This window comes from Arthrobacter paludis (assembly GCF_056782315.1).
The window spans coordinates 20,806-47,759 of sequence record NZ_JBXAEW010000015.1 but is presented as its reverse complement, the minus strand read 5'-3'; the positions used below and the strand labels follow the sequence as shown (position 1 = coordinate 47,759).

23 protein-coding genes are annotated in these 26,954 nt (G+C 72.8%); 17 read left to right on the top strand and 6 right to left on the bottom strand.

Annotated elements, in window-relative coordinates; all coding sequences use genetic code 11:
- Positions 1-321: 321 nt before the first annotated feature.
- The 6 genes from AC1Q5D_RS13395 (at position 322) to AC1Q5D_RS13370 (ending at position 6,221) form a co-directional block, all read left to right on the top strand.
- Complete coding sequence (locus AC1Q5D_RS13395) at positions 322-1,653, top strand: MFS transporter (protein WP_481738961.1); 1,332 nt, start codon at positions 322-324, stop codon at positions 1,651-1,653.
- A gap of 63 nt (positions 1,654-1,716) precedes the next feature.
- A complete protein-coding gene (locus tag AC1Q5D_RS13390) occupies positions 1,717-2,388 on the top strand; it encodes a GntR family transcriptional regulator (RefSeq protein ID WP_481738960.1) in 672 nt (223 codons plus the stop codon).
- The gene (locus AC1Q5D_RS13385; protein WP_481738959.1) at positions 2,385-3,182 is read left to right on the top strand and encodes an aspartate/glutamate racemase family protein; all 798 of its coding nucleotides are present in this window, start codon (positions 2,385-2,387) and stop codon (positions 3,180-3,182) included. The genes AC1Q5D_RS13390 and AC1Q5D_RS13385 overlap by 4 nt, the downstream gene beginning before the upstream one ends.
- Positions 3,179-4,624, top strand: coding sequence for a dihydroorotase (locus tag AC1Q5D_RS13380; RefSeq protein WP_481738958.1), 1,446 nt, complete (start codon positions 3,179-3,181; stop codon positions 4,622-4,624). The genes AC1Q5D_RS13385 and AC1Q5D_RS13380 overlap by 4 nt, the downstream gene beginning before the upstream one ends.
- Complete coding sequence (locus tag AC1Q5D_RS13375) at positions 4,621-5,388, top strand: maleate cis-trans isomerase family protein (protein ID WP_481738957.1); 768 nt, start codon at positions 4,621-4,623, stop codon at positions 5,386-5,388. Before AC1Q5D_RS13380 ends, AC1Q5D_RS13375 begins: the two co-directional genes overlap by 4 nt.
- 101 nt (positions 5,389-5,489) lie before the next feature.
- Entirely contained in the window at positions 5,490-6,221 is a 732-nt protein-coding gene (locus AC1Q5D_RS13370) for a PIG-L deacetylase family protein (protein ID WP_481738956.1), read from the top strand.
- Between the two features lie 84 nt (positions 6,222-6,305).
- On the opposite strand, the gene AC1Q5D_RS13365 is transcribed toward AC1Q5D_RS13370, so the two are convergent.
- The 4 genes from AC1Q5D_RS13365 to AC1Q5D_RS13350 form a co-directional block, all read right to left on the bottom strand.
- Complete coding sequence (locus AC1Q5D_RS13365) at positions 6,306-7,289, bottom strand: hypothetical protein (RefSeq protein WP_481738955.1); 984 nt, start codon at positions 7,287-7,289, stop codon at positions 6,306-6,308.
- Between the two features lie 147 nt (positions 7,290-7,436).
- Positions 7,437-8,135 carry a maleylpyruvate isomerase family mycothiol-dependent enzyme gene (locus tag AC1Q5D_RS13360; RefSeq protein ID WP_481738954.1) on the bottom strand — a complete coding sequence of 233 codons (699 nt, stop codon included), beginning with the start codon at positions 8,133-8,135 and terminating at the stop codon, positions 7,437-7,439.
- A 177-nt stretch (positions 8,136-8,312) separates the two neighbouring features.
- Positions 8,313-9,056, bottom strand: a complete 744-nt coding sequence (locus tag AC1Q5D_RS13355) for an aspartate/glutamate racemase family protein (protein ID WP_481738953.1) — start codon at positions 9,054-9,056, stop codon at positions 8,313-8,315.
- Positions 9,057-9,065: 9 nt separating this feature from the next.
- Positions 9,066-10,628: an NCS1 family nucleobase:cation symporter-1 gene (locus AC1Q5D_RS13350; RefSeq protein WP_481738952.1), complete on the bottom strand. Its 1,563-nt coding sequence runs from the start codon at positions 10,626-10,628 to the stop codon at positions 9,066-9,068.
- A 264-nt stretch (positions 10,629-10,892) separates the two neighbouring features.
- On the opposite strand from AC1Q5D_RS13350, the gene AC1Q5D_RS13345 reads away from it, so the two are divergent.
- From AC1Q5D_RS13345 to allB, 5 genes are all read left to right on the top strand, one after another.
- Positions 10,893-11,684, top strand: a complete 792-nt coding sequence (locus AC1Q5D_RS13345; RefSeq protein ID WP_481738951.1) for a hydroxypyruvate isomerase family protein — start codon at positions 10,893-10,895, stop codon at positions 11,682-11,684.
- A 92-nt stretch (positions 11,685-11,776) separates the two neighbouring features.
- A complete protein-coding gene (locus AC1Q5D_RS13340; RefSeq protein ID WP_481738950.1) occupies positions 11,777-12,691 on the top strand; it encodes a 2-hydroxy-3-oxopropionate reductase in 915 nt (304 codons plus the stop codon).
- Between the two features lie 60 nt (positions 12,692-12,751).
- The gene (gene gcl / locus AC1Q5D_RS13335) at positions 12,752-14,566 is read left to right on the top strand and encodes a glyoxylate carboligase (protein WP_481738949.1); all 1,815 of its coding nucleotides are present in this window, start codon (positions 12,752-12,754) and stop codon (positions 14,564-14,566) included.
- A gap of 22 nt (positions 14,567-14,588) precedes the next feature.
- The gene (locus AC1Q5D_RS13330) at positions 14,589-15,740 is read left to right on the top strand and encodes a glycerate kinase (RefSeq protein WP_481738948.1); all 1,152 of its coding nucleotides are present in this window, start codon (positions 14,589-14,591) and stop codon (positions 15,738-15,740) included.
- A 63-nt stretch (positions 15,741-15,803) separates the two neighbouring features.
- Positions 15,804-17,192 (top strand): allantoinase AllB, encoded by a 1,389-nt coding sequence (gene allB / locus AC1Q5D_RS13325; RefSeq protein WP_481738947.1) that lies wholly within the window; start codon positions 15,804-15,806, stop codon positions 17,190-17,192.
- A 415-nt stretch (positions 17,193-17,607) separates the two neighbouring features.
- On the opposite strand, the gene bcp is transcribed toward allB, so the two are convergent.
- Positions 17,608-18,084, bottom strand: coding sequence for a thioredoxin-dependent thiol peroxidase (gene bcp / locus AC1Q5D_RS13320; RefSeq protein ID WP_481738946.1), 477 nt, complete (start codon positions 18,082-18,084; stop codon positions 17,608-17,610).
- A gap of 214 nt (positions 18,085-18,298) precedes the next feature.
- Here bcp and AC1Q5D_RS13315 point away from each other — a divergent pair, with 214 nt between their 5' ends.
- The 5 genes from AC1Q5D_RS13315 to AC1Q5D_RS13295 all read left to right on the top strand — a co-directional run bounded on the left by AC1Q5D_RS13315 (position 18,299) and on the right by AC1Q5D_RS13295 (position 24,984).
- Complete coding sequence (locus AC1Q5D_RS13315; RefSeq protein ID WP_481738945.1) at positions 18,299-18,751, top strand: SRPBCC family protein; 453 nt, start codon at positions 18,299-18,301, stop codon at positions 18,749-18,751.
- Positions 18,752-18,949: 198 nt separating this feature from the next.
- Positions 18,950-20,680, top strand: coding sequence for an ABC transporter ATP-binding protein (locus tag AC1Q5D_RS13310; RefSeq protein WP_481738944.1), 1,731 nt, complete (start codon positions 18,950-18,952; stop codon positions 20,678-20,680).
- 258 nt (positions 20,681-20,938) lie between these two features.
- Positions 20,939-22,960 (top strand): ABC transporter ATP-binding protein, encoded by a 2,022-nt coding sequence (locus AC1Q5D_RS13305; protein WP_481739004.1) that lies wholly within the window; start codon positions 20,939-20,941, stop codon positions 22,958-22,960.
- A gap of 4 nt (positions 22,961-22,964) precedes the next feature.
- Positions 22,965-23,735, top strand: a complete 771-nt coding sequence (locus tag AC1Q5D_RS13300; protein WP_481738943.1) for a CPBP family intramembrane glutamic endopeptidase — start codon at positions 22,965-22,967, stop codon at positions 23,733-23,735.
- A 10-nt stretch (positions 23,736-23,745) separates the two neighbouring features.
- Positions 23,746-24,984 carry an MFS transporter gene (locus AC1Q5D_RS13295; RefSeq protein ID WP_481738942.1) on the top strand — a complete coding sequence of 413 codons (1,239 nt, stop codon included), beginning with the start codon at positions 23,746-23,748 and terminating at the stop codon, positions 24,982-24,984.
- Between the two features lie 518 nt (positions 24,985-25,502).
- Here AC1Q5D_RS13295 and AC1Q5D_RS13290 read toward each other — a convergent pair.
- Entirely contained in the window at positions 25,503-26,159 is a 657-nt protein-coding gene (locus AC1Q5D_RS13290) for a phosphoribosyltransferase (protein ID WP_481738941.1), read from the bottom strand.
- Positions 26,160-26,288: 129 nt separating this feature from the next.
- Between AC1Q5D_RS13290 and AC1Q5D_RS13285 the strand changes: the two genes are divergently transcribed.
- The gene (locus AC1Q5D_RS13285; protein ID WP_481738940.1) at positions 26,289-26,717 is read left to right on the top strand and encodes a ChaB family protein; all 429 of its coding nucleotides are present in this window, start codon (positions 26,289-26,291) and stop codon (positions 26,715-26,717) included.
- Positions 26,718-26,954: the final 237 nt, after the last annotated feature.

Genomic DNA, 26,954 nt, shown 5'->3' with positions numbered 1-26,954 from the left:
GTGCGTTGGTGGATCTCTTCCTCTTTTGCGGTCCCGAGACCCCCCAGTCTCGTTCCCCGGGCCCGCGTGCGTCCGGGATCCCCGCCCGGCTGGCCACCGGCCGGCCACCCGGCTGGCCACCCGCCCGTGGGCTCCGAAAGCAGCCCAAAAACCCGTTGAAGCGTGACGCGGACCACTTTTATGCTGGTTGGGATCCCAACTTGGGATCCCAAAAGGCGGAACGTTCCGCCCGGCGGGCCGCGGGCCCGCCACGCGCCGGAGGGTCCTCAGCCCGGGACCGCCGGAAACCCAACGCACACCACGAGGCCATGAGGAGGACCCGTGTCCCTTCAACAAGATCCACCCACAGTCCAGGAAACGGCGGGCACCGCAACGGCGCGGAAGGCCGCCCCCACCAACGTCCGCTGGAAGCTGTTTGTCCTGCTGCTGGTCCTGGTCACCGTCAACTACATCGACCGCGGCTCCATCTCCGTCGCGCTGCCCCTGATCCAGGAGGAGTTCAACCTCCCGCCCGAGCTCGTCGGCCTGCTCCTCTCCGCGTTCTTCTGGGCGTACGCCGCCATGCAGATCCCGGTCGGGTGGCTGATCGACCGCTTCGGGCCCCGCAAGATGATGACCGCGTCCTGCGTCGGCTGGGGCGCCGCCACGGCGGCCTCCGGCATGGCCGGCGGATTCCTCTCCATGTTCATCGCCCGCATGGGCATCGGCGTCACCGAGGCCGGGGTCATGCCGGCGGGAGGCAAGCTCAACGCCATCTGGATGCACTCCAAGGAGCGCGGCCGCGGCGCCACGATCCTCGACGCGGGCGCGCCGCTGGGCGCGGGCATCGGCGGCGTCGTCATCGCGGGCCTGATCGCCGCGACCGGTAGCTGGCGCTGGGCCTTCGTGATCGCGGGCGCGGCCACGGTCCTGCTCGGGCTCGCCGTGTGGAAGTACGTCCGCGACAACCCGCGCGAGCACCCCGGCGTCAACGACGCCGAGGCCGAGTACATCGAGGAGTCGCACCGCGCCGAGGACGCCGCGGCCGGCGTGACCGAGACGCGCCGGGCCCTGCTGCCCTACCTGCGCTACCGCTCCTTCTGGGCCATGTGCCTGGGCTGGCTCGGGTTCAACGGCGTCTTCTACGGGCTGCTGACCTGGGGACCGCTCTACCTGTCGGAGGCCAAGGGGTTCGACCTCAAGGAGATCGGCTGGTCCACGTTCGTGATCTTCGGGGCCGGGTTCGTGGGCGAGATCCTCGGGGGCGCGCTCGCCGACCGGCTGCGCGCCCGGGGCCACGGCGCCAACAAGGTCATGCGCTCCATGCTCGGCTTCTCCGCCGTCATGGTCACGCTCGGCCTGGTCGGCACCACCGTCATCCCGGACCCCATCACCGCCGTGACCCTGCTGTCGATCGTGTTGTTCTTCCTGCGCTGGGTGGGCCTGTTCTGGTCCGTCCCCTCCATCCTGGGCGGGCGCACCAACGCCGGCGTCCTCGGCGGCGCCATGAACTTCAGCGGCAACATCGCCGGCTTCGTCACCCCGATCGCCGTCGGGCTGATCGTCGGCGCCACCGGCGGCTACACGTGGGCGCTGCTGTACTTCGTCGGTTCGGCGCTGCTGATGGGCGCCGCCGTCGTCACGCTCGACTACAGCAAGCGGCTCGCCGTCTGACACGCTGCGGTGGGCGGGGCCGGAGCCTCCGCCCCGCCCACCGCCCGACCCCAGGAGTGCCCCATGACCCAGGACCCCGCGGCCACCCGCAGCCGCCCGCTGCGCGACCAGGTGCGCGACACCCTGCGGCAGCGCATCTTCGAGGGCCACTACCAGCCCGGAGCGCGCCTCGTGGAGCGGGACCTCGCGGCGGAGTTCAACGTCTCGCGGCTGCCGGTCCGCGAGGCGCTGCGCATGCTCCGCCAGGAGGGGCTCGTGGCGGAGAAGGAGACCCGCGGGTCGGTGGTCGCCGGCCTCACCGAGAAGGACGTGCGCGACCTGTTCGACATGCGCGAGGCCCTCGAGGTGCTGGCCTGCCGGCTCGCCGCCGAGCGCGCCACCCCGGACCAGCTGCACGCCCTCGAGCGGCTCCTCGCCGACGCCGAGGCCCACCTCGCCCGCGGGGCCGCGGACGCCGCGCGCCGCGCGAACTCCGAGTTCCACGACTCCGTCACGCGGATCTGCGACAACGAGCTGCTGCGCAACGCGCTCGAGCCCCTCCAGGGGCGCATGCACTGGTTGTTCCGCCACGCGCACGACCTCGACGAGCTCATCGCCGAGCACCGCCGGCTCCTCGCCGCCATCGCGAGCGGCGACCCGGACCGCGCCGCAGACGAGTCGTCCCGGCACATCGCCAAGTACCGCACCCAGTTCCCCGGCCTCGAGGCCGCCCTGACACAGACAGGAAGACGATGAGAATCCTGGTCATCAACCCCAACACGAGCGACGAGGTTACCGACCTCATCCGGACCGAGGCGGCCCGCAGCGCCGCCCCCGGCACCGCGCTGGACGTGCGCACCGCGCCCCACGGCGTCGAGTACATCGAGACCCGGCTCGAATCGCTCGTCGCGGCCGGGGCCGTCGCCGAGGTGGTCGCCGAGGCGGCGGCCGACGACGGCGGCGCCCCCGACGCGGTCGTCGTCGCGGCCTTCGGCGACCCCGGAATGCCCGCCCTGAAGGAGCTCGCCGACGTGCCCGTCATCGGCATCACCGAGGCGGCCCTCTGCGCCGCGGCCCTGCACGGATCGCGGTTCTCCATCGTGGCGATCTCCCCGAGGATCACCGCCTGGTACCGCGACTGCGTCGAGCGCTTCGGCTTCGGCTCCCGGCTGGCGTCGATCCACAGCATCAAGGATCCGCTGCACGGGATAGGCAGCGTCCAGCAGGACTTCGCGGAGACGCTCGTGGCCCTCGCCAACCGGGCGGTCGCCGAGGACGGCGCCGACGTCGTCATCCTGGCCGGAGCGCCTCTGGCGGGACTGGCCCGGGACGTGGCCCACCGCATCCACGTCCCCGTCGTCGACGGCATCGCGGCCGGCGTGCGCATGGCCGAGACCATGGCCGGGCTGGCCTGCGGAACGCACCGTGCCGGGTCCTACGCCTGCCCGCCGGCCAAGCCGCGCCGCGGCCTCTCCGCGCCGCTCGACGCGCACCTGGCCTCCCGGCAACGGGCGGCATCCGCCGCGGCGTCCGCGGGGGCGCTGGCATGAGCGCGGATCTGGTGGTCGCCCACGGCCTGGTGGCGAACGCGGACGGGCGCCGGAGGGCCCACGTCGTCGTCGAGGCCGGGCGCGTCGTCGGCGTCGTCGACGCCGACCAGCCGGTCCCGGACGCGGGGCGCACCATCGACGCGTCCGGACTGGTCGTGCTGCCCGGCGGCGTCGACGGGCACTGCCACATCGCGCAGGCCACGGGCCCGTACACGACGCTCGACGACTACGCCCTGACCACGACGGCGGCCCTCTGGGGCGGCACGACGACGGTGCTCGACTTCGGGATCCCCCGCGACGCGTCCGAGACGCCGCTGGCCGCGGCCCTGGGCAAGCTCGAGCTGGCCCGCGCGGCCCGCTGCGACGTGGCGGTCCACGGCTCTGTCGTCGCCTGGGACGACACCGTCCCGGCGCAGCTGGACGAGCTCGCCGCCCGCGGCATCCGCTCCGTGAAGCTGTACACGACCAACCGCGGCACCACCATGGCCGACGGCGACACCGTCCTGCGCACGCTGCGCGAGATGGCCCGGCTGGACGGCCTGGCCTACGTCCATGCCGAGCACGACGAGATCATCGTCGACTGCACCCAGCGGCACGCGGACGCCGGCGAGATCTCCATCGCCCACCTGCCGCGGACACGCCCCGAGCTGGCGGAGGAGGCCTCGGTCCGCGAGGTCCTCGCGCTCGCCGAGTACACCGGGGCGGGCGTGTACTTCGTCCACCAGTCGACGCCGGGAGCCGTCGACCTCGTCACCGCCGCCCGACTCGGCGGGCAGCCCGCGTTCTCGGAGACCTGCCCGCACTACGTCGCCCTGGACAGCCGCGTGTACTCCGGCCCGCTGCCGGAGTTCTACGCCTGCTGCCCGCCGATGCGCGATCCCGAGACCGTGGCCGGCCTGCGCGAGCGGCTGCTGGGCGGGGCCGTGGACACCGTGGCCTCCGACCACTCCTGCTACAGCCTGGGCCAGAAGCGCGAACGCACCGACGACCTCCGCCACATGCCCCACGGGCTGCCCGGCGTGGAGACGCGGCTGCCCGTCACGTTCACCCGGATGGTGGGCGGGGACCTGTCGGGCCTCGAGGCGTTCGTGTCGGTCTTCTCCGCCGCGCCCGCCCGGCTAAACGGCCTGCGGGGCAAGGGCGCCGTGGCCCCCGGGTACGACGCGGACCTGGTCCTCGTCGACCCGGCCTCCGAGCGCCGCGTGGAGGGGGCCGCGCTTCACATGGGGACCGACTTCTCGCCGTTCGAGGGCCTCGCCCTGCGGGGTTGGCCGACGGCGGTGGTCGCCGCCGGGCGGGTGGTCCTCGACGGGGCGGGCTTCCACGACCCCGGACCCGCCGGGCGCGTCCTGGAGCAGGCGCCGCTGAGTGAGGCCCTGTCCTGGGGTCCGCTCGGGGCGCCGGCCACCGAACCCACCTCCACCGGAAGGAGCGCAGCGTGACCCACCTGCCAGACCCCGCCCTCGTCGAGGCTCCCGGACCGGTCCAGTCGACCCGTCCGCGGCGGATCGGCATGATCGTCCCCTCGTCCAACACCTGTCTGGAGCCGCAGTCCTACCGGATGCTGGCCGGCCGCCCGGACGTGACGGTGCACAGCAGCCGGATCCCGGTCACCAGGATCGCCCTCGATGCCGGGTCCGACCGGCAGTTCGACGCCCCGGGCATGCGCGCGGCCGCCGAATTGCTCGCGACCGCCGACGTCGACACCATCGCCTGGAACGGGACGTCCGGGTCCTGGCTGGGCCCCGACCACGACCGGGCGATCGCCGCGGAGATCACCGGCGCCACGGGCATCCCCGCCACCACCTCGACCCTGGCCTACCTCCAGGCGTTCGCGGACTTCGGGGTCCGCCGCATCGGCCTGGTGACGCCCTATACGCGGGACGTGAACGAGGCCGTGGCCGCCGCCTACGCCCGCGAGGGCCTCGACGTCGTCGGTGAGCGGCACTGGGGGCTCAGCGACAACGAGTCCTTCGCCCGCGTCGACCCCGAGGACCTGCTGCCCGCCTCGCGGGAGCTCGCCGCGGAGGGCCCGGATGCCCTCGTGTACCTGTGCACAAACCTGTACGGGGCGTCGGCGGTCGAGCGCCTCGAACGGGAGACGGGCGTCCCCGTCCTCGACTCCGTCGCCGTGACGCTGTGGCACTGCCTCAAGCTGGCCGGCGCGCCGCCGCTCGATGCCCGCTGGGGACGGCTGCTGGCGTAGCAGGGGGACTCCGGGCCCGGGCACCGCCGACGCGGGGCCCGGGCCCGCGTGCGTCCGGGCCCCGCCTGTGCTTCCGCGCGCATGCGGCCTACGGTGGCGTCATGGACGACATGGAACGCCTGGAGCCGCTGCCGGACAACGGTTTCCGCCGTGTGTTGTGCGTGGCGGCGCACCCGGACGACCTCGAATACGGGACGTCGGCCGCCGTCGCCCACTGGACGGGCCGCGGCGTGGAGGTCGCGTACGTCCTGGTCACCAGCGGCGAGGCGGGCATGCGGCGCCCGCCCGCGGAGGCCGGCCCGCTGAGGCGGGCGGAGGAACGGGACGCGGCCCGCTCCGTGGGCGTGCGCGAGGTCGTCTTCCTGGACCATCCCGACGGGACGCTCGAGCCGACGCTCGGCCTGCGCCGGGACATCGCCCGCGCCATCCGCCGGTTCCGGCCCGACGCCGTCGTCACCGTCTCCTGGGACGCCGAGGTGCCCTGGGGGCTGAACCAGGCCGACCACCGGGTGGCCGGGCTCGCGGCGGCCGACGCGGTGGCCGCCGCGGGGAACCGGTGGATCTTCCCCGAGCCCGCGGACGGGGGCCTGGAACCGTGGGAGGCGTCCTGGCTGCTGGTGGCGGGCTCCCGGAGCCCCACCCACAGCGTCGCGGTGGGGGAGGACGACGCGGCCGCCGCCGTCGCCTCCCTCGAGGCACACCAGGAGTACCTCGCGGACCTGCCGGACCACCCGGACCCCGCGGAGTTCATTCCCGCGATGCTGCGGGAGACCGGCGTCCGCGCCGGCGTGCCCCTGGCCGTGGACTTCAGGGCCTTCCGGCTGCGGGACTGACTGACCGCACCCCGAGGCCTTCGCGGTTTCGCGCGCCGCGGCCCGGACACCGCCTGCGCGGTGCCCGGACCCGGTCACCCGTGGCTAGTCCGCCGCGACCGCCGCCTCGGCGGTCCCGCCACCGCTGGAGCCCACGCAGATCGTGCCCGGGTTGGCCACATTGCGGTTGCGGTAGGAGTAGGAGCCGTCGGTTCCCACGGCCGTGCTGCCGATCACGACGGACGTGTCGCAGGCGCCGCCGGCGCCTCCGTCGTCGTAGATGGTGACCATCTTGCCGGTGCCCGCCGGGGAGACGCTGCCGCCGACCCGCAATTCGCGGTCGTCCCACTGGGTCCTGCCGATGGCGACGACGTCCGTGCCGTCGGCCGGCAGCTTGATGATCTCCTCGGTGATGATGGCCGTCGCCTGCAGGGCCCCGCGGTCCAGGCTGTAGTAGCCCTCGGCCTCGAGCAGGAGCCCCTCGTGCCCGGCGAAGTCGGACAGGACCAGCTCGTTGCCGGCGCCGTCGACCAGGGTGGCCGGGAACCGGGGGTCGGTGTTCATCTCGACGTCGGCGCCGGCGATCCTGATGGACCCGTCCGTGTTGACGCCCATGAACGTGCCCACGAGGACGTTCTCCGCGAACTCGACGTAGACGGAGTCGGCCTCGAAGCCGACGCACTGCGCCGTACCGTCCGGTGAGGTCGAGTAGACGGACGTGCCACTGGCGATCACCGTCGCGTTGCCGACGACGGGGGGCAGCGCGGGGTCCATCAGCTGGGCGAGGGTCAGGTTGCCCGTGGGCTGGTCCAGGCTTTGGGTCTTGACCATGAGCGTGTCCGGCACGTGGAACGTGGCCCCGTTGACGGTGACGGTCCGTGTCGCCGTGTCGAGTGCCGCGATCTTGCCCTCGAACTCCCACGTGTTCTCCGCCGGGTCCGTGGGGGCGGGGTAGTTGGCGACGAGGGCGGAGCCCGCGCAGGGCGGCTCGGCTTGGGCGACCGTGGCGAAGGCGCCCATGCCTGCCGCGATCAGGCCCGCCGTCGCGAGCAGGGCACCGGCCGTGCGGCCGTGGATCGGGAAAGACATCGTTGTTCTCCTCTGCGTGGTGTCGAGTCGGTGGGCGGCCCTCCCCGGCGGCCGTGCACGGAGGCCCCTGGTCTTGCGTGGCGGGACTTCCGTATTGAGACCATCACCGGGCACCTGAGGAAAACTTGAAGGGGCGGGGCTAGAGGGTCACCAGGACGGCAGCGCCGGCAGGGGCCCGCTGGCCTCGACGTGCTCGCCGCGGCCGCGCGACAGCCACGCGAGCAGGCCCTCCCGGTCGGACTCCACCCGCAGGGAACCGTCGCCGAGCACCCACTCGTCGCCCTCCTCGGTCACCAGGGTCATGCCCGGCGCGCCCTTGGCGCGCAGGGTGCGCACCGCGGCCTCCACGGCATCGAGCTGCGAGTCGAGGTCGGCCTCCTCGAGGGTCCACGTCGTGTCCAGGTCCTGGTGGTGGACGACGATCTCGGCGATGCGCAGCGAGACGATCGCGTCGACGGGGACCGCCTTCCCGTGCAGGTCCACCTCCTCGACCGCGAGCGGTCCGGCCAGGCGCTGGGCCTGCTCGGCGAAGTACTCCGCGGCCTCGCGGCAGCGGGCGACGAGCTCCTCGCGGGGCAGTGCGGCCAGGGCGTCGATCTCCTCCGCGCGGGCCTCGGGGGACGGGTAGAGCTTCCGGGCCTCGCCGGTCTCGGCCCAGTCGATGAGCTTGACGAGGGCCCGGCCGTTGGACGCGAGATGGGCCACGACGTGCGCCCGGGTCCAGCCCTCGCACAGGGAGGGGGCGGACATTTCGGAGTCGGAGAGCGACTCGACGGTCGCGAGGAACATCCCGGTTTCGCGGCCGAGGCGGGACAGGTCCGAGTGGAGGCTGGAGGCGTTCGTCATGATGGCACCCTATCCGGTGGCCACGGCGGCTCCCGGCCCGAACCGGATCCGTATCGAGAAGGTCCCAATCCGTCCCCGACGCGTCTCGGGCCCTCCCCGGCGAACCACCGGCCGTGCCGTCGTGGTTCGCCCGGAAGGGCCCGCTCGCGGGGACGCCGGCGGCGCCCGGAGGGCGGCCTAGACGCCGGCCTCCGCGGCGACGCCCGGGAACGGCCAGCCCGTGACCCGCTTCGGCCGGGGCGCGGCGTACGTGCGCACCTTGGACGTGGAGAGCCCTAGCCGGACCAGCCCCTCGGCGATCGCGACGGCGGCGCGGACGCCGTCGACGATGGGCACGCCGGTCGCGGCGGAGACGGCCTCCTCGAGCTCGGCCATGCCGCCGCAGCCCAGGCAGATGACCTCGGCGCGGTCGCGCTCGACGGCCTCGCGGGACTGCGCCACGATCGCCGCGACCGCGCGTTCCGGGTCGGACTCGAGCTCCAGCACGCCCAGGCCGGAGGCCCGCACGGACGCGCACCGGGCGTCGAGGCCGGCCAGCTTGAGCCGGTCCTCGATCAGCGGGACGGTCCGGTCCAGCGTCGTGACCACCGAGTACTTGTGGCCCAGGTACATCGCGGTCGAGGCGGCGGCCTCGGTGATGTCCACGACCGGAACGTCGAGCAGCTCCTGGAGCCCCTCGCGGCCGTGCTCGCCGTATCCGGCCTGGATGACGGCGTCGAACGGCTCGGGGTAGGAGGTGACGGCGTCCATGACGGCCAGGGCCGCCAGGTAGGACTCGAAGTTCCCTTCGCAGGAGTCGGCCCCGAAGCGCGGGGTGATCCCCACGATCTCCGTGCCGGGCGAGGCGGCCGCCCGGGCGGACGCCGCGATGGCGTCCGTCATGGACCCGGTGGTGTTGACGTTGGCGACGAGGATGCGCATGGCGGGCTCCTAGTGGGTGCTGGCGACGGCGATGTGCTCGCCGGAGACGTCGGTGAACGGCATGCGGCGGTCGGCCACCAGGAGGTAGACGACGGCGCCCAGCCCGGCCCCGAGGAACCAGGAGAACGAGGAGACCACGGCGAACGCGGGCACGAACGCCAGCAGGAGGGCGACGGCGGCCGTCGGAATCAGTGCCGCCACGGCCCTCGGGTTGAAGCCGCGGGTGTAGTGGTACGTCGTGTGCGGCAGGTCGCGGTACAGGTCCGGGACGTTGACCTGCGCGCGGCGGATCAGCCAGTAGTCGGCCATGATGATGCCGAACAGCGGGCCGAGCAGGGCGCCGAGGCCGCCGAGGAAGTACGTGATCACGACCGGCGAGTTGTACATGTTCCACGGCAGGATCAGCAGGCCGATCGCGCCGGAGACCAGGCCCGCGCGGCGGAAGTTGAGCACCTTCGGGAACAGGTTCGACAGCGCGTAGATCGGCGCGACGAAGTTCGCCATGAGGTTCACGGCGATCGTCAGGACCAGCAGGGCCAGGCAGGCCAGGACCAGGAAGATGGTGTTGGGAACCGTCTGGACGATGTCCGCGGGGGACTCGATGACCGTGCCGTCGATCTTGAACTGCGCACCGGCGAGGACGACGACGATGGCGCCGAAGACCAGCATGTTGACGGGGATGCCGTAGAAGTTGCCCCGGATGATCGCGGACTTGGAGGAGGCGCCGCGCGTGAAGTCGCAGAAGTTCAGCACGAAGGTGCCGTAGATCGAGACCCACAGGGCCGCGCCGCCGAGGATGGCCAGCCACATGTCGAGGCCGGTCTTCGACTCCGGCGTCGTCCAGGCGATGGAGCCGCCGGCCTGCATGAACATCCACACGGCCAGGGCGGCCATCGTCACGAGGATGACCGGTCCGGCGAACGCCTCGTACTTGCGGATCATCTCCATGCCGTAGCTGACGATGACCAGCTGGAGGGCCCACAGCAGGACGAACGAGATCCAGCCCAGCGTCGAGAGGCCGAGGATGTTGTTCTGGTCGAGGGCCGCGGCCCCCGGGAGGACCGCGATGATCATGATCCGGAAGACCACGGACGCGAGGTAGGTCTGGATGCCGAACCAGGCGATGGCGACGGCGCCGCGGATCAGGGCGGGGATCTGCGCCCCGCGGATGCCGAAGGCGATGCGGCTCATGACCGGGAACGGGACGCCGGTCTTCTCGCCCATGAAGCCGGAGAGGTTCAGGAGCAGGAAGAGGAAGGCGCCGCCGAGGCCGAGCGCCAACAGGATCTGCCAGCCGCCCAGGCCGAGGGCGAAGAGCCCGATGGCGAAGGCGTAGTTGCCGAGGCTGTGGACGTCGTTGGCCCAGAGGGTGAAGATGCTGTAGGCGCGCCAGGGGCGGCCCTCGCGCTTCGTCGGCGCCAGGTCCTGGTTGTAGAGGTCGGCGCTCAGCTCGTAGGGGTTGTCCTCGCGGACGGTGCCCGTGGCGCTGTGCGGATCCACGCCGGGCGTGTTGGTGGACGGGGTGGGTTCGACGGTCATGGGCTGCACCGCCGTGTCGTCAGTCGTGCTCATGGAGGGGACTTTCGTTCGTGGCCGGACCGGCCTCGGGAGGGGAAGTCTTGATTCCGTCATGCGGAAACAGGATTCCGCGTCGACTCCGTCAAGTAACGCGCATCACAGTCCCTACTGTCAAGACCTTTCTTTCGCATGGCGAAAATCCGGGTTCGCGTTTTGGAAGGCGAGGCTTGACAGGTGTCTCGCGTCACTCCTACGCTTTTCGTAGCGCAGAAGAAAACTTCCATAATTTGGAAACTGGCGAACCGAAGGGAACCTGCGATGTCCTACACCGTCAACTGCTCCATCCTCCTGACGGAGCTCCCCCTGCTGGAGCGGCCCGCCGCGGCGAAGGCCGCCGGCTTCGACCAGGTCGAGTTCTGGTGGCCGTTCGCGGAGTCGGTGCCGTCCGACGCGGACGTCGACCGGTTCGTGGGGGCCCTGGCCGACGCCGGCGTCCAGCTCACGGGCCTGAACTTCAATGCCGGGGACATGCCCGGCGGCGACCGCGGGCTCGTGTCCTGGAAGGGCCGCTCCGGCGAGTTCAAGGAGAACATCGAGGTCGTCGCCGCCATCGGCGAGGCCACCGGCTGCCGCCACTTCAACGCGCTCTACGGCAACCGCCAGGACGGCTACACACCCGAGGAGCAGGACGGGCTCGCCGTGGAGAACCTCGTCGCCGCGGCGCGGGGCGTGGTACGGATCGGCGGCACCGTCCTGCTGGAGCCGGTCTCCGGCGCGGAGCGCTACCCGCTCAAGACCGCGCAGGACGCCCTCGACGTCATCGCCAAGACCCGGGCAGCCGGGGTCGACAACGTCAGGCTGCTCGCGGACTTCTACCACCTGGCCGTGAACGGCGACGACGTCCCGGCCGTCATCGAGGCCCATGCCCGGGACTTCGGCCACATCCAGATCGCCGACAACCCCGGGCGCGGAGCCCCCGGCTCGGGCTCCCTCCCGCTCGGCGAGTGGATCACCCGCAGCCGCTCCCTCGGCTACGCCGGCCCCATCGGCCTCGAGTACAAGGCCACCGCCGACGAGGCGTTCGACTGGCTCATCCGCCAGCCCGCCTAGCGGCGATCCCGCCCGGCCGGCTTCCGGCCCACCAATACATCCCCCCCGCAGGCCCCGCCGTCGCACGGCCCACCAACACCAGGAGCACAGACATGAGCAAGAACATCGCCTTCATCGGCCTCGGCATCATGGGCCTGCCCATGGCCAAGAACCTCGTCCAGGCCGGCTTCGCCGTCGCCGGCTACAACCGCAGCCCCGAGAAGGCCGCGGAGCTGGCCGCCGCCGGCGGCACGGCGGCCGCCAACATCGGCGAGGCCGTCCGCGACGCGGACGTCATCATCACCATGGTCCCGGACTCCCCGGACGTGGAGGGCGTCGTCACCGGCGAGAACGGCGTCTTCGCGCACGCCAAGGACGGCGCGCTGTGGATCGACAACTCCACCATCCGCCCCGACGTAGCGTTCCGCCTGGCCGAGGAGGCCCGCGCCGCCGGCGTCCGTCCGCTCGACGCCCCGGTCTCGGGCGGCGAGGCCGGCGCCGTCGACGGCGTCCTGTCCATCATGGTCGGCGGGGAGAAGGCCGACTTCGACGCCGCCGCGGACGTCTTCGCCGCCGTGGGCAAGACGATCGTCCACGTGGGCCCCGCCGGCTCGGGCCAGACCGTCAAGGCGGCCAACCAGCTCATCGTCGCCGCCAACATCCAGGCCCTGTCGGAGGCCGTGGCCTTCCTCGAGGCGTACGGTGTCGACACCACGGCGGCCCTGCGGGTCCTGGGCGGCGGCCTCGCCGGCTCCAAGGTCCTGGAGCAGAAGGGCCAGAAGATCCTCGACCGCGAGTTCGCGCCCGGCTTCCGCCTGGCCCTGCACCACAAGGACATGGGCATCGTGACCTCCGCCGCCCGGGAGGCGGGCGTCGTCCTCCCGCTGGGTGCGCTCGTCGCCCAGCTCGTCGCCTCCACGGTCGCCACCGGCGACGGCGGCCTCGACCACTCCGGCCTCTTCCGCGGCGTCGAGCGCCTCTCCGGCGGCCTCGAGTCCGCGCAGCAGCAGGCCCCCGCCACCGCCTGAGCGGCGGCACCCCCCATCCCTTCCGGCCGCCCAGTCCGGCCCGGCACCCAGGAGCAACCCATGACCACCATGCGCACCGTCGACGCGATCGCGCTGATCCTCGAGAAGGAGGGCGCCACCGAGGCCTTCGGCCTGCCCGGCGCCGCCATCAACCCGCTGTACTCCGCCATGAAGGCGCACGGCGGCATCCGCCACACGCTGCACCGGCACGTCGAGGGCGCCTCGCACGCCGCCGACGGGTACTCCCGCGCCACCGGCAGGATCGGCCTGTGCCTCGGCACCTCGGGCCCCGCCGGGACCGACATGATCACGGGCCTGTACGCCGCCATCGCGGACTCCGTCCCGATCCTGTGCATCACCGGCCAGGCGCCGACCGCCGTTCTCCACAAGGAGGACTTCCAGGCCGTGGACATCGAGTCCATCGCCAAGCCCGTCACGAAGTTCGCGGCCACGATCCTGGAGCCCGGGCAGGTGCCCGGGACGTTCGCCAAGGCGTTCCAGGTCATGCGCTCCGCCCGTCCCGGCCCCGTGCTGCTGGACCTGCCGCTGGACGTGCAGCTGGCCGAGATCGAGTTCGACATCGACGCCTACGAGCCGCTGCCCGCCGACAAGCCGGCCGCGACCCGCGCGCAGGCGGAGAAGGTCCTGGACGTGCTCACCGCGGGCCAGCGCCCGATCATCGTCGCCGGCGGCGGCGTCATCAACGCCAACGCCTCGGAGAAGCTGGTCGAGCTGGCCGAACTGCTCAACGTCCCCGTCTCCCCGACGCTCATGGGCTGGGGTGCGATCCCCGACGACCACCGCCTCCAGTCCGGCATGGTCGGCATCCAGACCCACACCCGCTACGGCAACGCGTCGTTCCTGGCCTCGGACGTGGTGCTGGGCCTGGGCAACCGCTGGGCCAACCGCCACACGGGGGCCCTCGACACGTACCGCGCCGGCCGCAAGTTCGTGCACATCGACATCGAGGCCACGCAGATCGGCCGCGTCTTCAGCCCCGACCTCGGCATCGTCTCGGACGCCGGCGCCGCCCTGGACCAGCTCATCGCCGCGGCCCGGGACCGCCGGGCCGCCGGCACGATGCCGGACTACTCGGAGTGGGCCGACGAGTGCACCGCCCGCAAGGGGACCCTGCACCGCAAGACCAACTTCGACAACGTGCCGATCAAGCCGCAGCGCGTCTACCAGGAGATGAACGCCGCCTTCGGCCGGGACACCACCTACGTCTCCACGATCGGCCTCTCCCAGATCGCCGGCGCCCAGATGCTGCACGTCTACGGCCCCCGCAAGTGGATCAACGCCGGCCAGGCCGGCCCGCTGGGCTGGACCGGCCCGGCCGCGCTCGGCGTCGTCCGGGGCAAGCCCGGCGAGACCGTCGTCGCCCTCTCCGGCGACTACGACTTCCAGTTCATGATCGAGGAGCTGGCCGTCGGCGCGCAGTTCAAGCTGCCCTACATCCACGTCGTCGTGAACAACTCCTACCTGGGCCTGATCCGCCAGTCCCAGCGGGCGTTCGAGATGGACTACCACGTGTCCCTGGGCTTCGAGAACATTAACTCCCCGGAGACCAACGGCTACGGCGTGGACCACGTCAAGGTCGCCGAGGGCCTGGGCTGCAAGGCCGTGCGCGTCGAGGACCCCGCGGGGCTCGCGGCGGGCTTCGCCGAGGCCGGCCGCCTGGCCGCCGAGCACCAGGTGCCGGTGGTCGTGGAGGTCATCCTCGAGAAGGTCACCAACATCGCCATGGGCGCCGCGCTGGACGGCGTCAACGAGTTCGAGGACCTCGCGGACACCGCCGGCGACGCCCCCACCGCGCTGGTTCCGCTGTCCGACGTCCCCGCCCCGGCCGCCGAGCCGGTCGGCGCGAACGCGTAGGGTCCGCGGGAAGGGGACCGGGATGCGCATCGTCGTCGCACCCGACAAGTTCAAGGGCTCGCTGACCGGGTCCGAGGTCGCCGCCGCGGTCGCCGCCGGCCTGGCCGACGCGCTGCCCGGCGTGCGCACCGACTGCATCCCGGTCGCCGACGGCGGCGAGGGCACCCTCGCCGCCGCCCTCGGGGCCGGCTTCGAGCCGCGGACCGCGACCGTCGCCGGGCCCACCGGCGGCCCGCTGGAGGCGGGCTTCGCCATCCGCGGCGGCACCGCCGTCGTCGAGCTCGCCGCGGCCTCCGGGCTCGACGTGCTCCCCGGCGGCACCAGGGACGCACTGCGCGCGAGCAGCCTCGGCACGGGCCAACTCGTCCGGGCCGCGCTCGACGCCGGGGCGCGGCACGTGGTCCTCGGGGTCGGCGGCAGCGCCTGCACGGACGGCGGCGCCGGCCTCCTGGCCGGGCTCGGCGTCCGCTTCCTCGACGCGGCCGGCCGCGAGCTCCCCGCCGGCGGCGCCGCGCTCGCGTCGCTGGCCTGCATCGACCTGTCCGGGCTCGACCCGCGGGTCGGGCGCACGCGTTTCACCCTGGCCGCCGACGTCGACAACCCGCTGCTCGGCGCCAACGGGGCCGCCGCCGTCTTCGGCCCCCAGAAGGGCGCGACGGCGGCCGACGTCGCCGTCCTGGACGGCGCGCTGGCCCGGATGGCCGACGTGCTCGGCCGGGTCGCCGGCGAGGAGCGCGCCGCCGTCGCCGACCGGCCCGGCGCCGGGGCCGCCGGCGGCACCGGGTTCGCCGCCATGGCCGTGCTCGGCGCCGTGCGCGAACGCGGCATCGACGTCGTCCTCTCGCTCACCGGGCTCCACGCGGCCCTCGAGGGGGCCGACGCCGTCGTCACCGGCGAGGGCAGCATCGACACCCAGACCCTCGAGGGCAAGGCCCCGGCCGGCGTGGCCGAGGCCGCGCGGGCCGCGGGCGTCGAGGTCCACGCGGTGTGCGGGCGCACGCTGCTGGACCCCACCCAGCTGCGCGCGGCGGGCTTCGCGTCCACCGTTGCGCTGACCGACCTCGAATCCGACCCCGCCGTGTGCATGGCGGAGGCGGCGCGGCTCGCCAGGGCCGCAGGGGAGCTGATCGGCCGGCGGCTGGCCGCCGCCCGGCCGGAGCCGGCCACCGCCTAGCGCGGGCCCCGGCGACCGTCCACACTGAGAACCACCACGGGAAACCACGAAGGAGTCCTTCCCATGAGCATCGACAGCAGCACTGAATCCGTTGCGGCCACGCCGGCCGCCGGTGCCGCCCAGTACGACCTGGTGGTGCGCGGAGAGCGCATCCTCACCTCCGCGGGCATCGTCGCCCGCGAGGTCGGCATCCGCGGCGGCAAGATCGTCGCCATCGAGCCGTTGGGCAACAACCTCGCCGGCACCGAGACCATCGAGTTGGCCGAGGGGCAGGTCATGATCCCGGGCCTCGTCGACACGCACGTGCACGTCAACGAGCCCGGCCGCACCGAGTGGGAGGGGTTCGACTCCGCCACGCGCGCCGCGGCCGCGGGCGGCGTGACGACGCTCATCGACATGCCCCTGAACTCGATCCCGCCGACCGTCAACGTCGAGGCCCTCCAGGCCAAGCGCGAGGCCGCGGAGAAGAAGGCGCACATCGACGTCGGGTTCTGGGGCGGCGCCGTGCCCGGCAACAAGAAGGACCTGCGCGGCCTGCACGACGAGGGCGTCTTCGGCTTCAAGTGCTTCCTCCTGCACTCGGGCGTGGACGAGTTCCCGCACCTGACGGCGGACGAGATGGAGGAGGACATGGCCGAGCTGGCCTCGTACGACTCCCTGATGATCGTCCACGCCGAGGACTCCCGCGCCATCGACCGCGCCCCGCACGCCGAGGGCGACCAGTACTCCCGGTTCCTGGCCTCCCGCCCGCGCGGCGCCGAGAACGTGGCGATCGCCGAGGTCATCGAGCGCGCCCGCTGGACCGGCGCCCGGGCCCACATCCTGCACCTGTCCTCCTCGGACGCGCTGCCGATGATCGCCTCGGCCCGCCGGGACGGGGTCAAGCTCACCGTCGAGACGTGCCCGCACTACCTGACGCTGCTCGCCGAGGAGATCCCCAACGGCGCCACCGCGTTCAAGTGCTGCCCGCCCATCCGCGAGGCCTCCAACCGCGAGCTGCTGTGGCAGGGCCTCGAGGACGGCACGATCGACTGCATCGTCTCCGACCACTCCCCGTCCACCGTCGACCTCAAGGACGTCGAGAACGGCGACTTCGGCGTCGCCTGGGGCGGCGTCGCGTCGCTGCAGCTGGGCCTGTCCCTGATCTGGACCGAGGCCAAGCGCCGCGGCATCTCCCTGGAGCAGGTCCTGCAGTGGATGTCGACGAAGCCCGCCCAGCTGGCCGGGCTGTCCCACAAGGGCCAGATCGCACTCGGCTTCGACGCGGACTTCGCGGTCTTCTCCCCGGACGAGAGCCAGGTCGTCGACGTGAAGACACTGCACCACCGCAACCCCATCTCGCCCTACGACGGCCGCGCGCTCGCCGGCGTCGTCTCCGGCACGTGGGTCCGCGGCGGGCAGGTCGACTTCACCACCCCGCGGGGGCGCCTCCTGCGCCGCGGCGAGGCCTAGGGACCGGGGCCCGCGGCCGGGGCCGGGGCCAGCACGGCTCCGGCCGGGCCGCCCGGGATGCCGGTCCGCCGGAATCCCCCACAGACTGCCGTGGTCCGGGACGGGGCTTGCGCCCCGGACCACGGCGAACCAGGTGCGCGTCCGCACGACACTGGGCGGGACGCGCCCACGGTGCCGCTCTTCCTACAAAGCAGCGGGCACCTCCCGGGCGCGGGTTCGCCAGCCCGCCCGGACGGTAGGACCGGCGCCCTCCCTGAGACGGACAGGGAGGGCGCCGGCACGCGTTAAGCGAACCCTGCGGGGCCCGGGGAGGCGGGCGCCGGCTCCTCCGGGATCCGTGGACGACCGTGCGGGCAGCGCATGAGGCCGCGGCGTCATGCGCTACCCGCACGGGTCTGCGCGCAGGGCGTTTCGGCTAGGCCCCCAGCAGCTCGCGCAGCCGGGCGACGTGGCCCGCGGCGTCGACCCGGTACTCCGCGTGGGCGACCTGGCCGTCGGGACCGACGACCACGGTCGTGCGCAGCGTGCCGGTGACGGTCTGCCCGTTGATCTCCTTCTCCCCGAACGCCCCGTAGGCCTGCGCGGTCGCCGAGTCGGCGTCGGAGAGGAGCGGGAACGTCAGGGACTTGGCCTGCGCGAACTCGCGGATGGCCTCCGGCCCGTCGGGTGAGATCCCGACGACGTCGTAGCCGGCCGCCTTGAGCGAGTTCAGGTTGTCCCGGAAATCGCAGGCCTCCGTGGTGCAGCCCGGCGTCGCCGCCTTCGGGTAGAAGTAGACGACGACGCTGCGTCCGGCGTAGTCGGCCAGCGACACGGGCCGCCCCTCGGCGTCGGGCAGCGTGAAGGGCGGGGCGGGCTCGCCCGCGGTGAGGGGGCGCAGGGATTCGGTCATGACGGCCTCGGCTTTCTCTCGATTTCCAAGATGCGGTATCGAAATCTCAGTATACGGAGGAGTGGTCCGCGGCATACCCCTTCCGGGGCCGGACACGCGGCCGCGGAGCGCCCGCGAGGCGTGCCTTGGCGGCCGGCCGGGACTACGATCCGAAGGAGGAGACGCCGCGGTCCTCCGTCCCGGGCCACGGCGCGGGATCCGGGTGGGAGACCAGATGACCGTCAGATTCGAGTGCACCACGAAGTCCCGGCTCGGCCGTGAGGAGTTGTTCAAACGGTCCCTGAGCATCGACTCGCACGTCGGCTCCATGGCGAAATCCCGCGAGCGGGCCGTCGCGGGCGTGACGTCCGGGGCCATCGGCCTGAACCAGAGTGTCACGTGGAAGGCCCGCCATTTCGGCCTGCCGGTGACCATGACCAGCCGCATCACCGAGCTGGAGGAGCCCCGCTACTTCGTCGACGAGCAGGTCAGCGGGCCGTTCCGGGCGTTCCGGCACTTCCACGCGTTCCACGAGGCGGACGGCGGGACCGTCATGGTCGACCTCATCGAGTTCACGGCGCCCCTGGGCGTCGTCGGCCGGGCCGCGGAACGGCTGGTCCTGGCCCGCTACCTGCGCCACCTCATCGAGAAGCGCAACGAGTACCTCGTGGGGGACGCCGCGGCCTGAGGCCGGTTCGGGGCGCCCCGGCCTGAGGCGGGCCGCGGGCGCCGCGCGCAGCCCGGGCGCCCGGAATCATCCGATCGGCGGATCCTCGCCCGTGGTCCCCGGGACTAGGCTGAAAGCGGCCCCGGGGTTGCCGCCCCGGCGGGCCCTTCCCCGCCCCCACTCCCGCGCGCGGGGATCTCGACCCGAGGAACCGCACCCATGCTCCTGAGACTCATCCGGGACCACGCCAAGCCGTACACCGGCTGGATCGTGGCCGTGCTCGTCTTCCAGCTGGCGACGACCATCGCCACCCTCTTCCTGCCCAGTCTCAACGCCCGCATCATCGACGAGGGCGTCGTGCGCGGGGACACCGACTTCATCTGGCGCACGGGCGGCGTGATGCTGGCCGTCGCGTTCGCCCAGGTGCTCACCGCCGTCGCCGCCGTGTACTTCGGCGCCAAGACCTCCATGGCCATGGGCCGGGACATCCGCCGGGGCGTCTTCCACCGGGTCAGCGGCTTCTCGGCGCGGGAGGTCAACGCGTTCGGCGCCCCCACCCTGATCACGCGCGGCACGAACGACGTGCAGCAGGTCCAGATGCTGGTGCTGATGGGCCTGAACTTCATGGTCGCGGCGCCGATCATGTGCATCGGCGGCATCATTATGGCCCTGCGGGAGGACGTCGGCCTGTCTTGGCTCGTCTGGGTCTCCGTCCCGCTCCTGGTCGTCCTGGTCGGGGTCATCATCCGCTTCCTCATGCCCCTCTTCCGGACCATGCAGGACCGGATCGACGGGATCAACGGCGTGCTGCGCGAGCAGATCACGGGCATCCGCGTCGTGCGCGCCTTCGTGCGCGAACCCTACGAGGCCCGCCGCTTCGACGAGGCCAACACGAAGCTCACCGAGGTCGGGGTCAGGGTCGGCAACCTCTTCGTGCTGATGTTCCCGCTGATCGGCATGGTCCTGCACCTGGCCACCGCCGCCGTCCTCTGGTTCGGCGGCCACCGCGTCGCGGACGGGGCGATGGAGGTCGGCGCGCTCACCGCGTTCCTGCAGTACCTGCTGCAGATCCTCATGGCCGTCATGATGGGCACCTTCATGGCGATGATGGTCCCGCGCGCCATGGTCTGCGCCGAGCGCATCACCGAGGTCCTGCGCACCGAGCCGTCCCTGCGCGTCCCCGCCGCCCCCGCCGAGACCTCGGGTAGCGGAGCCGTCGAGTTCCGGAACGTCTCCTTCGGCTACCCCGGCGCGGAGGCACCCGTCCTGGCCGATGTGTCCTTCACGGCCGAGCGCGGGAAGACGATGGCGATCATCGGGTCCACGGGCTCCGGCAAGACCTCGCTGCTGAACCTCATCCCGCGCCTCTACGACGCGGGGGCGGGGGAGGTGCTCGTCGACGGCGCACCCGTCACCGCACTGACCCGCGACCAGCTGGCCGCACGGATCGCGATCGTGCCGCAGCGCCCGTACCTGTTCTCCGGCACGGTCGCCTCGAACCTGCGCTTCGGTGACGAGCACGCGTCCGAGGCGCGGCTGTGGGAGGCCCTCGAGACCGCCCAAGCCGCCGACTTCGTCCGCGCCAAGCCGAAGGGGCTCGCCTCCCGGATCTCCCAGGGCGGCACCAACGTCTCCGGCGGCCAGCGCCAGCGCCTGTGCATCGCCCGCGCCCTCGTCGCCCGGCCGGACATCTACCTGTTCGACGACTCGTTCTCGGCACTCGACGTCGCCACCGACGCCCGCCTGCGCGCGGCCCTGCGCGGACCCACCCGGGACGCGGCCGTGGTCATCGTGGCCCAGCGCGTCTCGACCATCATCGGCGCGGACCAGATCCTGGTGCTCGACCACGGGCGGATCACCGCCCGCGGCACCCACGAGGAGCTCCTCGCCACCTCGGACACGTACCGGGAGATCGTGGAGTCCCAGATCAGCGCGGAGGAGGTGGCGTAGGTGGGGAAGCACACCAGGCGCCCGGCGGACGACGACGGCGGCGCCCGCGCCGCGGACGGCCGGGCCCCCGCGAACCGGCCCGCGCCGGACCGGTCCGACGCCGACACCCCCGCGAACCGCCGCCCCGGCGTCGCCGGCCCCGGGCAGGCGGCCGACCCTGCCACGGCGCCCGACGCGGTTCCCGGCGAGGCCGCGGCCGCGTCCACCGCCCCCGTGGCCGCCGCCGTCGAGGTGGAGGAGCCCGAGGAGTTCGTCGAGATGAGCATCGACGACGGCTGGGGCGGACAGCAGTCGGTCCGCAAGGCCGAGCACTTCTGGCCGTCCGCGAAGCGGCTGCTCGGCCTGCTGGCCCCGCAGAAGGCCGGCATCGCCGTCGTGCTGCTGTTCGTGGCCGCCGCCGTCGTCCTCAACGTCATCGCGCCCAAGGTCCTCGGCCGGGCCATGGACGTGATCTTCTCCGGCGTCGTCTCGGCGCAGATGCCCGCCGGGGCCAGCGCCGAGCAGGTCGTCGCCGGCCTGCGCGCCCAGGGCCAGAACGACCTGGCCGACATGCTGGCCGGGATGGAGCTCGTCCCGGGCACGGGCGTCGACTTCACCGAGCTCGGCGTCATCATCTCGATCGTGCTGGCCATGTACTTCGTGGCCAACGTGTTCATGTGGGCCCAGGGCTTCATCCTCAACCGGCTGGTCATGCGCGTCGTCCACGGCCTGCGCCGGGACGTCGAGGCCAAGCTCAACCGGCTGCCCCTGAACTACTTCGACACCCGCCAGCGGGGTGACACGCTCTCCCGCGTCACCAACGACGTCGACAACATCCAGAACGCGCTTCAGCAGGCCTTCGCCCAGCTGATCCAGGCGCTGCTGACCGTGATCGGCATCGTGATCATGATGTTCGTCGTCTCCTGGCAGCTGGCCCTGATCGCGCTCGTCGCGCTGCCGCTCTCGGGCGTCGCCGCCGGCCTGATCGGGACGCGCGCCCAGACGCGGTTCAAGGAGCAGTGGAAGTCGACGGGGGCGCTGAACGGGCTCATCGAGGAGTCCTTCGCCGGCCACGAGCTCGTCACCGCGTTTGGCCGCCACGAGCAGTCCCTGGCCGGCTTCGAGGAGCGCAACGAGGGGCTGTTCCGGGCCTCCTTCGGCGCCCAGTTCGTCTCCGGCATGATCTACCCCGTCATGCAGTTCGTCTCCTACCTGTCCTACGTGGGCATCGCCGTCGTCGGCGGCCTGCGCGTGGCCAGCGGGCAGATGAGCTTGGGCGACGCGACCGCGTTCATCCAGTACTCGCGCGAGTTCACGCAGCCGCTCGGCCAGATGGCCGGCATGGCGAACATGCTCCAGTCAGGCGTCGCCTCGGCGGAGCGCACGTTCGAGCTCCTGGACGCCGAGGAGCAGGACCCGGAGACCGCCGAGGAGCACCTGCCCGAGCGCACGGACGGGCACGTCGGCTTCCACCGCGTGGACTTCTCCTACGACCCGGCCAAGCCGCTGATCGAGGACCTGTCCTTCGAGGCGCACCCCGGGCACACGGTCGCGATCGTCGGCCCCACCGGCGCCGGCAAGACGACGCTCGTGAACCTCGTGATGCGCTTCTACGAGCTCGATGGCGGGTGCATCACGCTGGACGGCGTCGACATCACGCGGCTGTCCCGCTCCGAGCTGCGCTCCAAGGTGGGGATGGTGCTGCAGGACGCGTGGCTGTTTAACGGGACCATCCGGGAGAACATCCGCTACGGCCGGCTGGACGCCACCGACCCGGAGGTGCTCGCCGCGGCGCGCGCCACGTACGTGGACCGCTTCGTGCGGGCCCTGCCGGACGGGTACGACACGGTGATCGAGGACGAGGGCACCAACGTGTCCTCGGGGGAGAAGCAGCTGATCACGATCGCCCGCGCCTTCCTGGCGAACCCGTCGCTGCTGATCCTCGACGAGGCCACGAGTTCCGTCGACACGCGCACCGAGCTGCTGGTCCAGCACGCCATGGCCGCGCTGCGCACGGACCGGACGAGCTTCGTGATCGCCCACCGCCTCTCCACGATCCGGGACGCGGACACGATCCTGGTCATGGAGGACGGCCGGATCGTGGAGCAGGGCAGCCACGAGGACCTGTTGGCCGCCCGCGGCGCATACCACCGCCTGTACATGTCGCAGTTCGCCGGCCCCGCCGAGGACCCGGACGCGGACGCGTTCGGGCAGGTGGACGGGTCCGACGCCGACGCGGCCGCCGTCCGCGCGGCGGGCGGGGCGCGGCCCGGCGCGGGCGACGACGGCTCGCTAGGGTAGGGGCATGCAGCACCGCCCCCTGCCCGGGACCCCGGGCGCGCCCCATCCCGCCCGGCCCCGCCATCCGGACCTCGGGCCCGGGCGGTTCGCCTGGGGGGACGGCGTCGCCGTCGTCCTCTACGTGCTGCTCTTCGGGCTCGGCGGGGCCGGCCTGCTGCTCTTCGTTCCCGGGTTCCGGGAGATGTTCGGGACCCCGGACACCGCCCAGTTCGCCGTCAACCTGGTCGCCTACGCCGTGCTGTTCACGGCCGCGATGATCATGGCCTTCCCCACGTTCGTCGCGTCGCTGCGCACGTTCCTCATCCACCCCTGGGCCAAGGGGTTCGGGCTGCCCGGGGCCTGGCTGGCCAGCCTGGGCGTGACCGCGGCGATCCTCGTGTCCGTGGGCCAAGCCGTGAAGAGCGAGAACCAGCTGACCATCGAGGGGATGACCCGGTCCGTCCCGTTCGCGACGATGTTCGCCGTCGCCGTCGTCATGGGCCCCTTCGTCGAGGAGTACCTGTTCCGGCACCTGCTGATCGGCAAGCTCAGCCGCTACCTCAACCAGTGGGTCTGCGTGGTGCTCTCGGTCGGGATCTTCAGCGGCATCCACTTCCTCGGCGCCGGCGGGCGCATCGATCCGACCTCGGTCGTGCCGTACGCCGTCCTCGGGGTGGCGATCAGCGTCGCCTACGTGCTGACCGGGAAGTCCCTCGCGTACTCCTACATCCTGCACGTGCTGCAGAACGGGGTGTCCCTGGTGGTCGCGTACACCGTCCTGCCGATGCTCGGCTGAGCCGGGCTGCATGCGAGACGACGCCGGCTGGGCCGGCCACGCCCGGGGCACGCCCGGCTACCGGCGGCTGCTGCTGGCGCTGTTCGCGGCCGGCGTCGCCACGTTCGCCCAGCTGTACTCCGTCCAGGGCGTGCTGCCGGCCCTGTCCCGGGACCTGCGCGTCTCCGAGGCCGAGGCCGCGCTGGCCGTGTCCGCGGCGACGCTCGGTCTCGCGGTGTCCGTCATCGCGTGGTCCGGGGTCGCGGACCGGATCGGCCGGCGGCGGACGATGGCCGTGGCCCTGTGCGCCCTGACCGTCCTCGGGCTGCTGGTACCGGCCGCGCCGGGGTTCGGGGCGCTCCTCGCGGTCCGCTTCGCCGAGGGCGTCGCCGTCGGCGGGATCCCCGCCGTCGCGCTGGCCTACCTGTCCGAGGAGGTCTCCCGGCTGCACTCGGCCGTCGCCGCGGGCACGTACATCTCGGGGACCACACTCGGCGGGCTGTCCGGGCGCCTGGTGGCCGGGCCGCTGTCGGAGCTCGTCGGTTGGCGGACCGGCGTCCTCGCCGTCGCCCTGATGTCGGCCGCGGCGGCCGCCGTGTTCCTGGCCGTCGCGCCCCGGGCGCGCGGCTTCGCCGCCGCACGCCGGGCCCCGGGGGAGCCCGGACTCGCCGCGCGGCTGGCCGCGAACCTGCGCGGCGGGCCCCTGCTGGCCCTGTACGCGCAGGGGTTCCTGCTCATGGGGGGCTTCGTGGCCGTCTACAACTTCCTGGGGTTCCGGCTCGAGGCGCCCCCGTTCTCCGTGCCCTCGTCGCTGGTTTCGCTGGTGTTCGTCGCCTACCTCTCCGGCACGTGGTCGTCCCGGCGGGCCGGGGGCCTCGCCGCCCGGTTCGGCCGCCTGCGCGTGCTGCTGGGCGCGACGGGCGTCATGGGCGCCGGCCTGCTCGCGACCCTGGCCCCATGGATCCCCGCCGTGGCCGTGGGGATGCTCCTGTTCACCGCGGGGTTCTTCGCGGCCCACGCCGTCGCCAGCGGGTGGATCCCGCTGCTAGGCGTGGGGGGCCGGGCGCAGGCCGCGAGCCTGTACAACCTGGCGTACTACGCGGGGTCGAGCCTCTTCGGCTGGGCGGTCGGCCTGGCGTTCGCTCCGCTCGGCTGGGGCGGGGCCGTCGCGTGCGTGGCGGCGCTCCTGGCGCTGGCCGCGGCCTCGGCCGGGGCCGCCCTGCGCGGGGTCCCCGGCGCCCGGCCGGGCCAGCGGCGGAACGGCGCCTAGAGTGCCGAAAAGAATCCGGTGAGGAAGAGGCCTGCGACAAAACCGGGAACCACCATGACGAGAAGCTTCGCCTCCGTGGCCCGCAGAGGACGAGCCTGCCGCTTGTACTGTCGGTACTCGTGCCCGAACGGCGCGGTCCACTGGTGCTCAAGGTACAGCTGAAGGAGGCGGGCGACGCGGTAGGGGCGGCCCCATGAGGCGAGTTCAACCGCAGCCGGCCAGACGAGCCCCCATGCGGCGACACCCGCGCTGGGTCGCCCACCTAGTTCGCTGGCTCCTGCTGCGCTGCAGAATCCGATAAACAGCACGATCGGGTGCATGACGAGGACCCAGGGGACCGTGGCCAGCAACGGCTCGTGCTCCCGTCCGGGCGGGCGGTTCCCCAAGCGGTCCCTCCGCGCGTGCCAGAGGAGTCCAGCGACGCAGGCAAGCGCCAGGCAGGGGCTGATGAGGGAGCCTATGGTCATCTCGCCTTCCCCACCTGCAGCGGACGTTGCGCCCGCGTTCTTAACGAGATTCTACGGGCGAGTGGAATCCAGCAGCCGGCCGACCTCGCCGTCGTCCGTCTGGTCGAACCACTCGTACGCCTGGCCGACGGCCCGCAGGTCCTGCGGTGCCCACAGGCAGACGACGTCGTCGGCGATCTCCGCGAGCTCCCGCGCCGTGGGCCCGAGCGCAACCGGCACGGCCACGCCCAGCCGCTCCGGCCCCAGGGAGCGCACGGCCGCGACCGCCGCGCGCATGGTCGAGCCCGTGGCGACGCCGTCGTCGACCAGCAGCACGCGCCGGCCGGCCAGGACCAGCGGCGGGCGCCCGCCCCGGTAGGCCGCCTCGCGGCGCAGCAGCTCACGCTCCTCGCTGGCGGCCGCGGCGTCGAAGACCCGCTGTCGCTCGCGCTCGGGGATCTCCTCGAGGACCATCGGGTTCTCCACGCAGCGCACGGTTCCTGCCACCACGGCCAGTGCGCCCATCGCCACCTCGCGGTGCAGTGGATGGCCGACCTTCCGCACGACGACCACGTCCAGCGGCGAACCCAGCGCGCGGGCCACCTCCGCCGCGACGGGCACCCCGCCGCGCGGCAGGCCCAGCACGACGGCGCCTGCCCACCCGCCGTCGTCGGTCAGACGCGCCCCCAGGCGCGCCCCGGCGTCGTACCTGTCCCGGAAACCGTCCACGTGCACCCCCTCGCCCGGGGACCGGCCCGGGCTGCGTCGGTTCTCCCACGGTAGGGCGGGCAGGTAGGCATGGCCAGAGCGGGGCGACGGTCCTACCGTGGGAGGCACGAAGCGGAAGGAGTGGGAGCAATGCCCAAGACCGGCAAGAACGACCACGCACGCAAGGACGAGCTGCCGTCGACGCTGCAGCGCTCGAGCCAGAAGGCCCAGGACACGTTCGCCAAGACCTACGACTCGGCGATGGAGTCCTACGACGGCAACGAGGAACGCGCCGCGCGGGCCGCGTACGCGTCCCTGAAGCACACGCACCAGAAGGTCGGCGACCACTGGGAGGCCAAGGACGATCCGGGGCCCTCGGACGAGCGGGCCTCCGGGAAGGGCCGCGGGTCGGACAAGGACACCGCGGGCGGCGTGAACGCGAACGCCACCAAGGAGGACCTCTACGAACAGGCCAAGAAGCAGGAGGTCCCCGGCCGGTCCACCATGAACAAGGACGAACTGGTCGACGCGCTGCAGAAGGACAACGACAAGAGGACCCGCAAGGCGCGCGGCGACTGACCGGCCGGGGCGGGTCAGGGGCCTGGGGCCTCCGGGACCGGGTGTGGGCCGCAGGCCGGGCTGTCCGCCACCCGGTGACCGCAGTCGGCCGGGCGGCCGCCGAGGACGCCCTTTCGGCGCGAGGTCAGGCGTTGCTGCGGGCGATCTCGCGCGGGAGGGGCGATCTCGCGCGGGAGGGGCGATTTCGCGCGGGAGGGGCGATCTCGCGCGGGAGGGGCGACGTCGCGAGCCGATCCC

Excerpts from the sequence above, each read along its gene's own strand:
- AC1Q5D_RS13390 (WP_481738960.1), top strand. The coding sequence starts at position 1,717 with ATGACCCAGGACCCCGCGGCCACCCGCAGCCGCCCGCTGCGCGACCAG.
- AC1Q5D_RS13385 (WP_481738959.1), top strand. The coding sequence starts at position 2,385 with ATGAGAATCCTGGTCATCAACCCCAACACGAGCGACGAGGTTACCGAC.
- AC1Q5D_RS13380 (WP_481738958.1), top strand. The coding sequence starts at position 3,179 with ATGAGCGCGGATCTGGTGGTCGCCCACGGCCTGGTGGCGAACGCGGAC.
- AC1Q5D_RS13370 (WP_481738956.1), top strand. The coding sequence starts at position 5,490 with ATGGACGACATGGAACGCCTGGAGCCGCTGCCGGACAACGGTTTCCGC.
- AC1Q5D_RS13365 (WP_481738955.1), bottom strand. The coding sequence starts at position 7,289 with ATGTCTTTCCCGATCCACGGCCGCACGGCCGGTGCCCTGCTCGCGACG.
- AC1Q5D_RS13360 (WP_481738954.1), bottom strand. The coding sequence starts at position 8,135 with ATGACGAACGCCTCCAGCCTCCACTCGGACCTGTCCCGCCTCGGCCGC.
- AC1Q5D_RS13355 (WP_481738953.1), bottom strand. The coding sequence starts at position 9,056 with ATGCGCATCCTCGTCGCCAACGTCAACACCACCGGGTCCATGACGGAC.
- AC1Q5D_RS13350 (WP_481738952.1), bottom strand. The coding sequence starts at position 10,628 with ATGAGCACGACTGACGACACGGCGGTGCAGCCCATGACCGTCGAACCC.
- AC1Q5D_RS13345 (WP_481738951.1), top strand. The coding sequence starts at position 10,893 with ATGTCCTACACCGTCAACTGCTCCATCCTCCTGACGGAGCTCCCCCTG.
- AC1Q5D_RS13340 (WP_481738950.1), top strand. The coding sequence starts at position 11,777 with ATGAGCAAGAACATCGCCTTCATCGGCCTCGGCATCATGGGCCTGCCC.
- gcl (WP_481738949.1), top strand. The coding sequence starts at position 12,752 with ATGACCACCATGCGCACCGTCGACGCGATCGCGCTGATCCTCGAGAAG.
- AC1Q5D_RS13330 (WP_481738948.1), top strand. The coding sequence starts at position 14,589 with ATGCGCATCGTCGTCGCACCCGACAAGTTCAAGGGCTCGCTGACCGGG.
- allB (WP_481738947.1), top strand. The coding sequence starts at position 15,804 with ATGAGCATCGACAGCAGCACTGAATCCGTTGCGGCCACGCCGGCCGCC.
- bcp (WP_481738946.1), bottom strand. The coding sequence starts at position 18,084 with ATGACCGAATCCCTGCGCCCCCTCACCGCGGGCGAGCCCGCCCCGCCC.
- AC1Q5D_RS13315 (WP_481738945.1), top strand. The coding sequence starts at position 18,299 with ATGACCGTCAGATTCGAGTGCACCACGAAGTCCCGGCTCGGCCGTGAG.
- AC1Q5D_RS13310 (WP_481738944.1), top strand. The coding sequence starts at position 18,950 with ATGCTCCTGAGACTCATCCGGGACCACGCCAAGCCGTACACCGGCTGG.
- AC1Q5D_RS13305 (WP_481739004.1), top strand. The coding sequence starts at position 20,939 with ATGAGCATCGACGACGGCTGGGGCGGACAGCAGTCGGTCCGCAAGGCC.
- AC1Q5D_RS13300 (WP_481738943.1), top strand. The coding sequence starts at position 22,965 with ATGCAGCACCGCCCCCTGCCCGGGACCCCGGGCGCGCCCCATCCCGCC.
- AC1Q5D_RS13295 (WP_481738942.1), top strand. The coding sequence starts at position 23,746 with ATGCGAGACGACGCCGGCTGGGCCGGCCACGCCCGGGGCACGCCCGGC.
- AC1Q5D_RS13285 (WP_481738940.1), top strand. The coding sequence starts at position 26,289 with ATGCCCAAGACCGGCAAGAACGACCACGCACGCAAGGACGAGCTGCCG.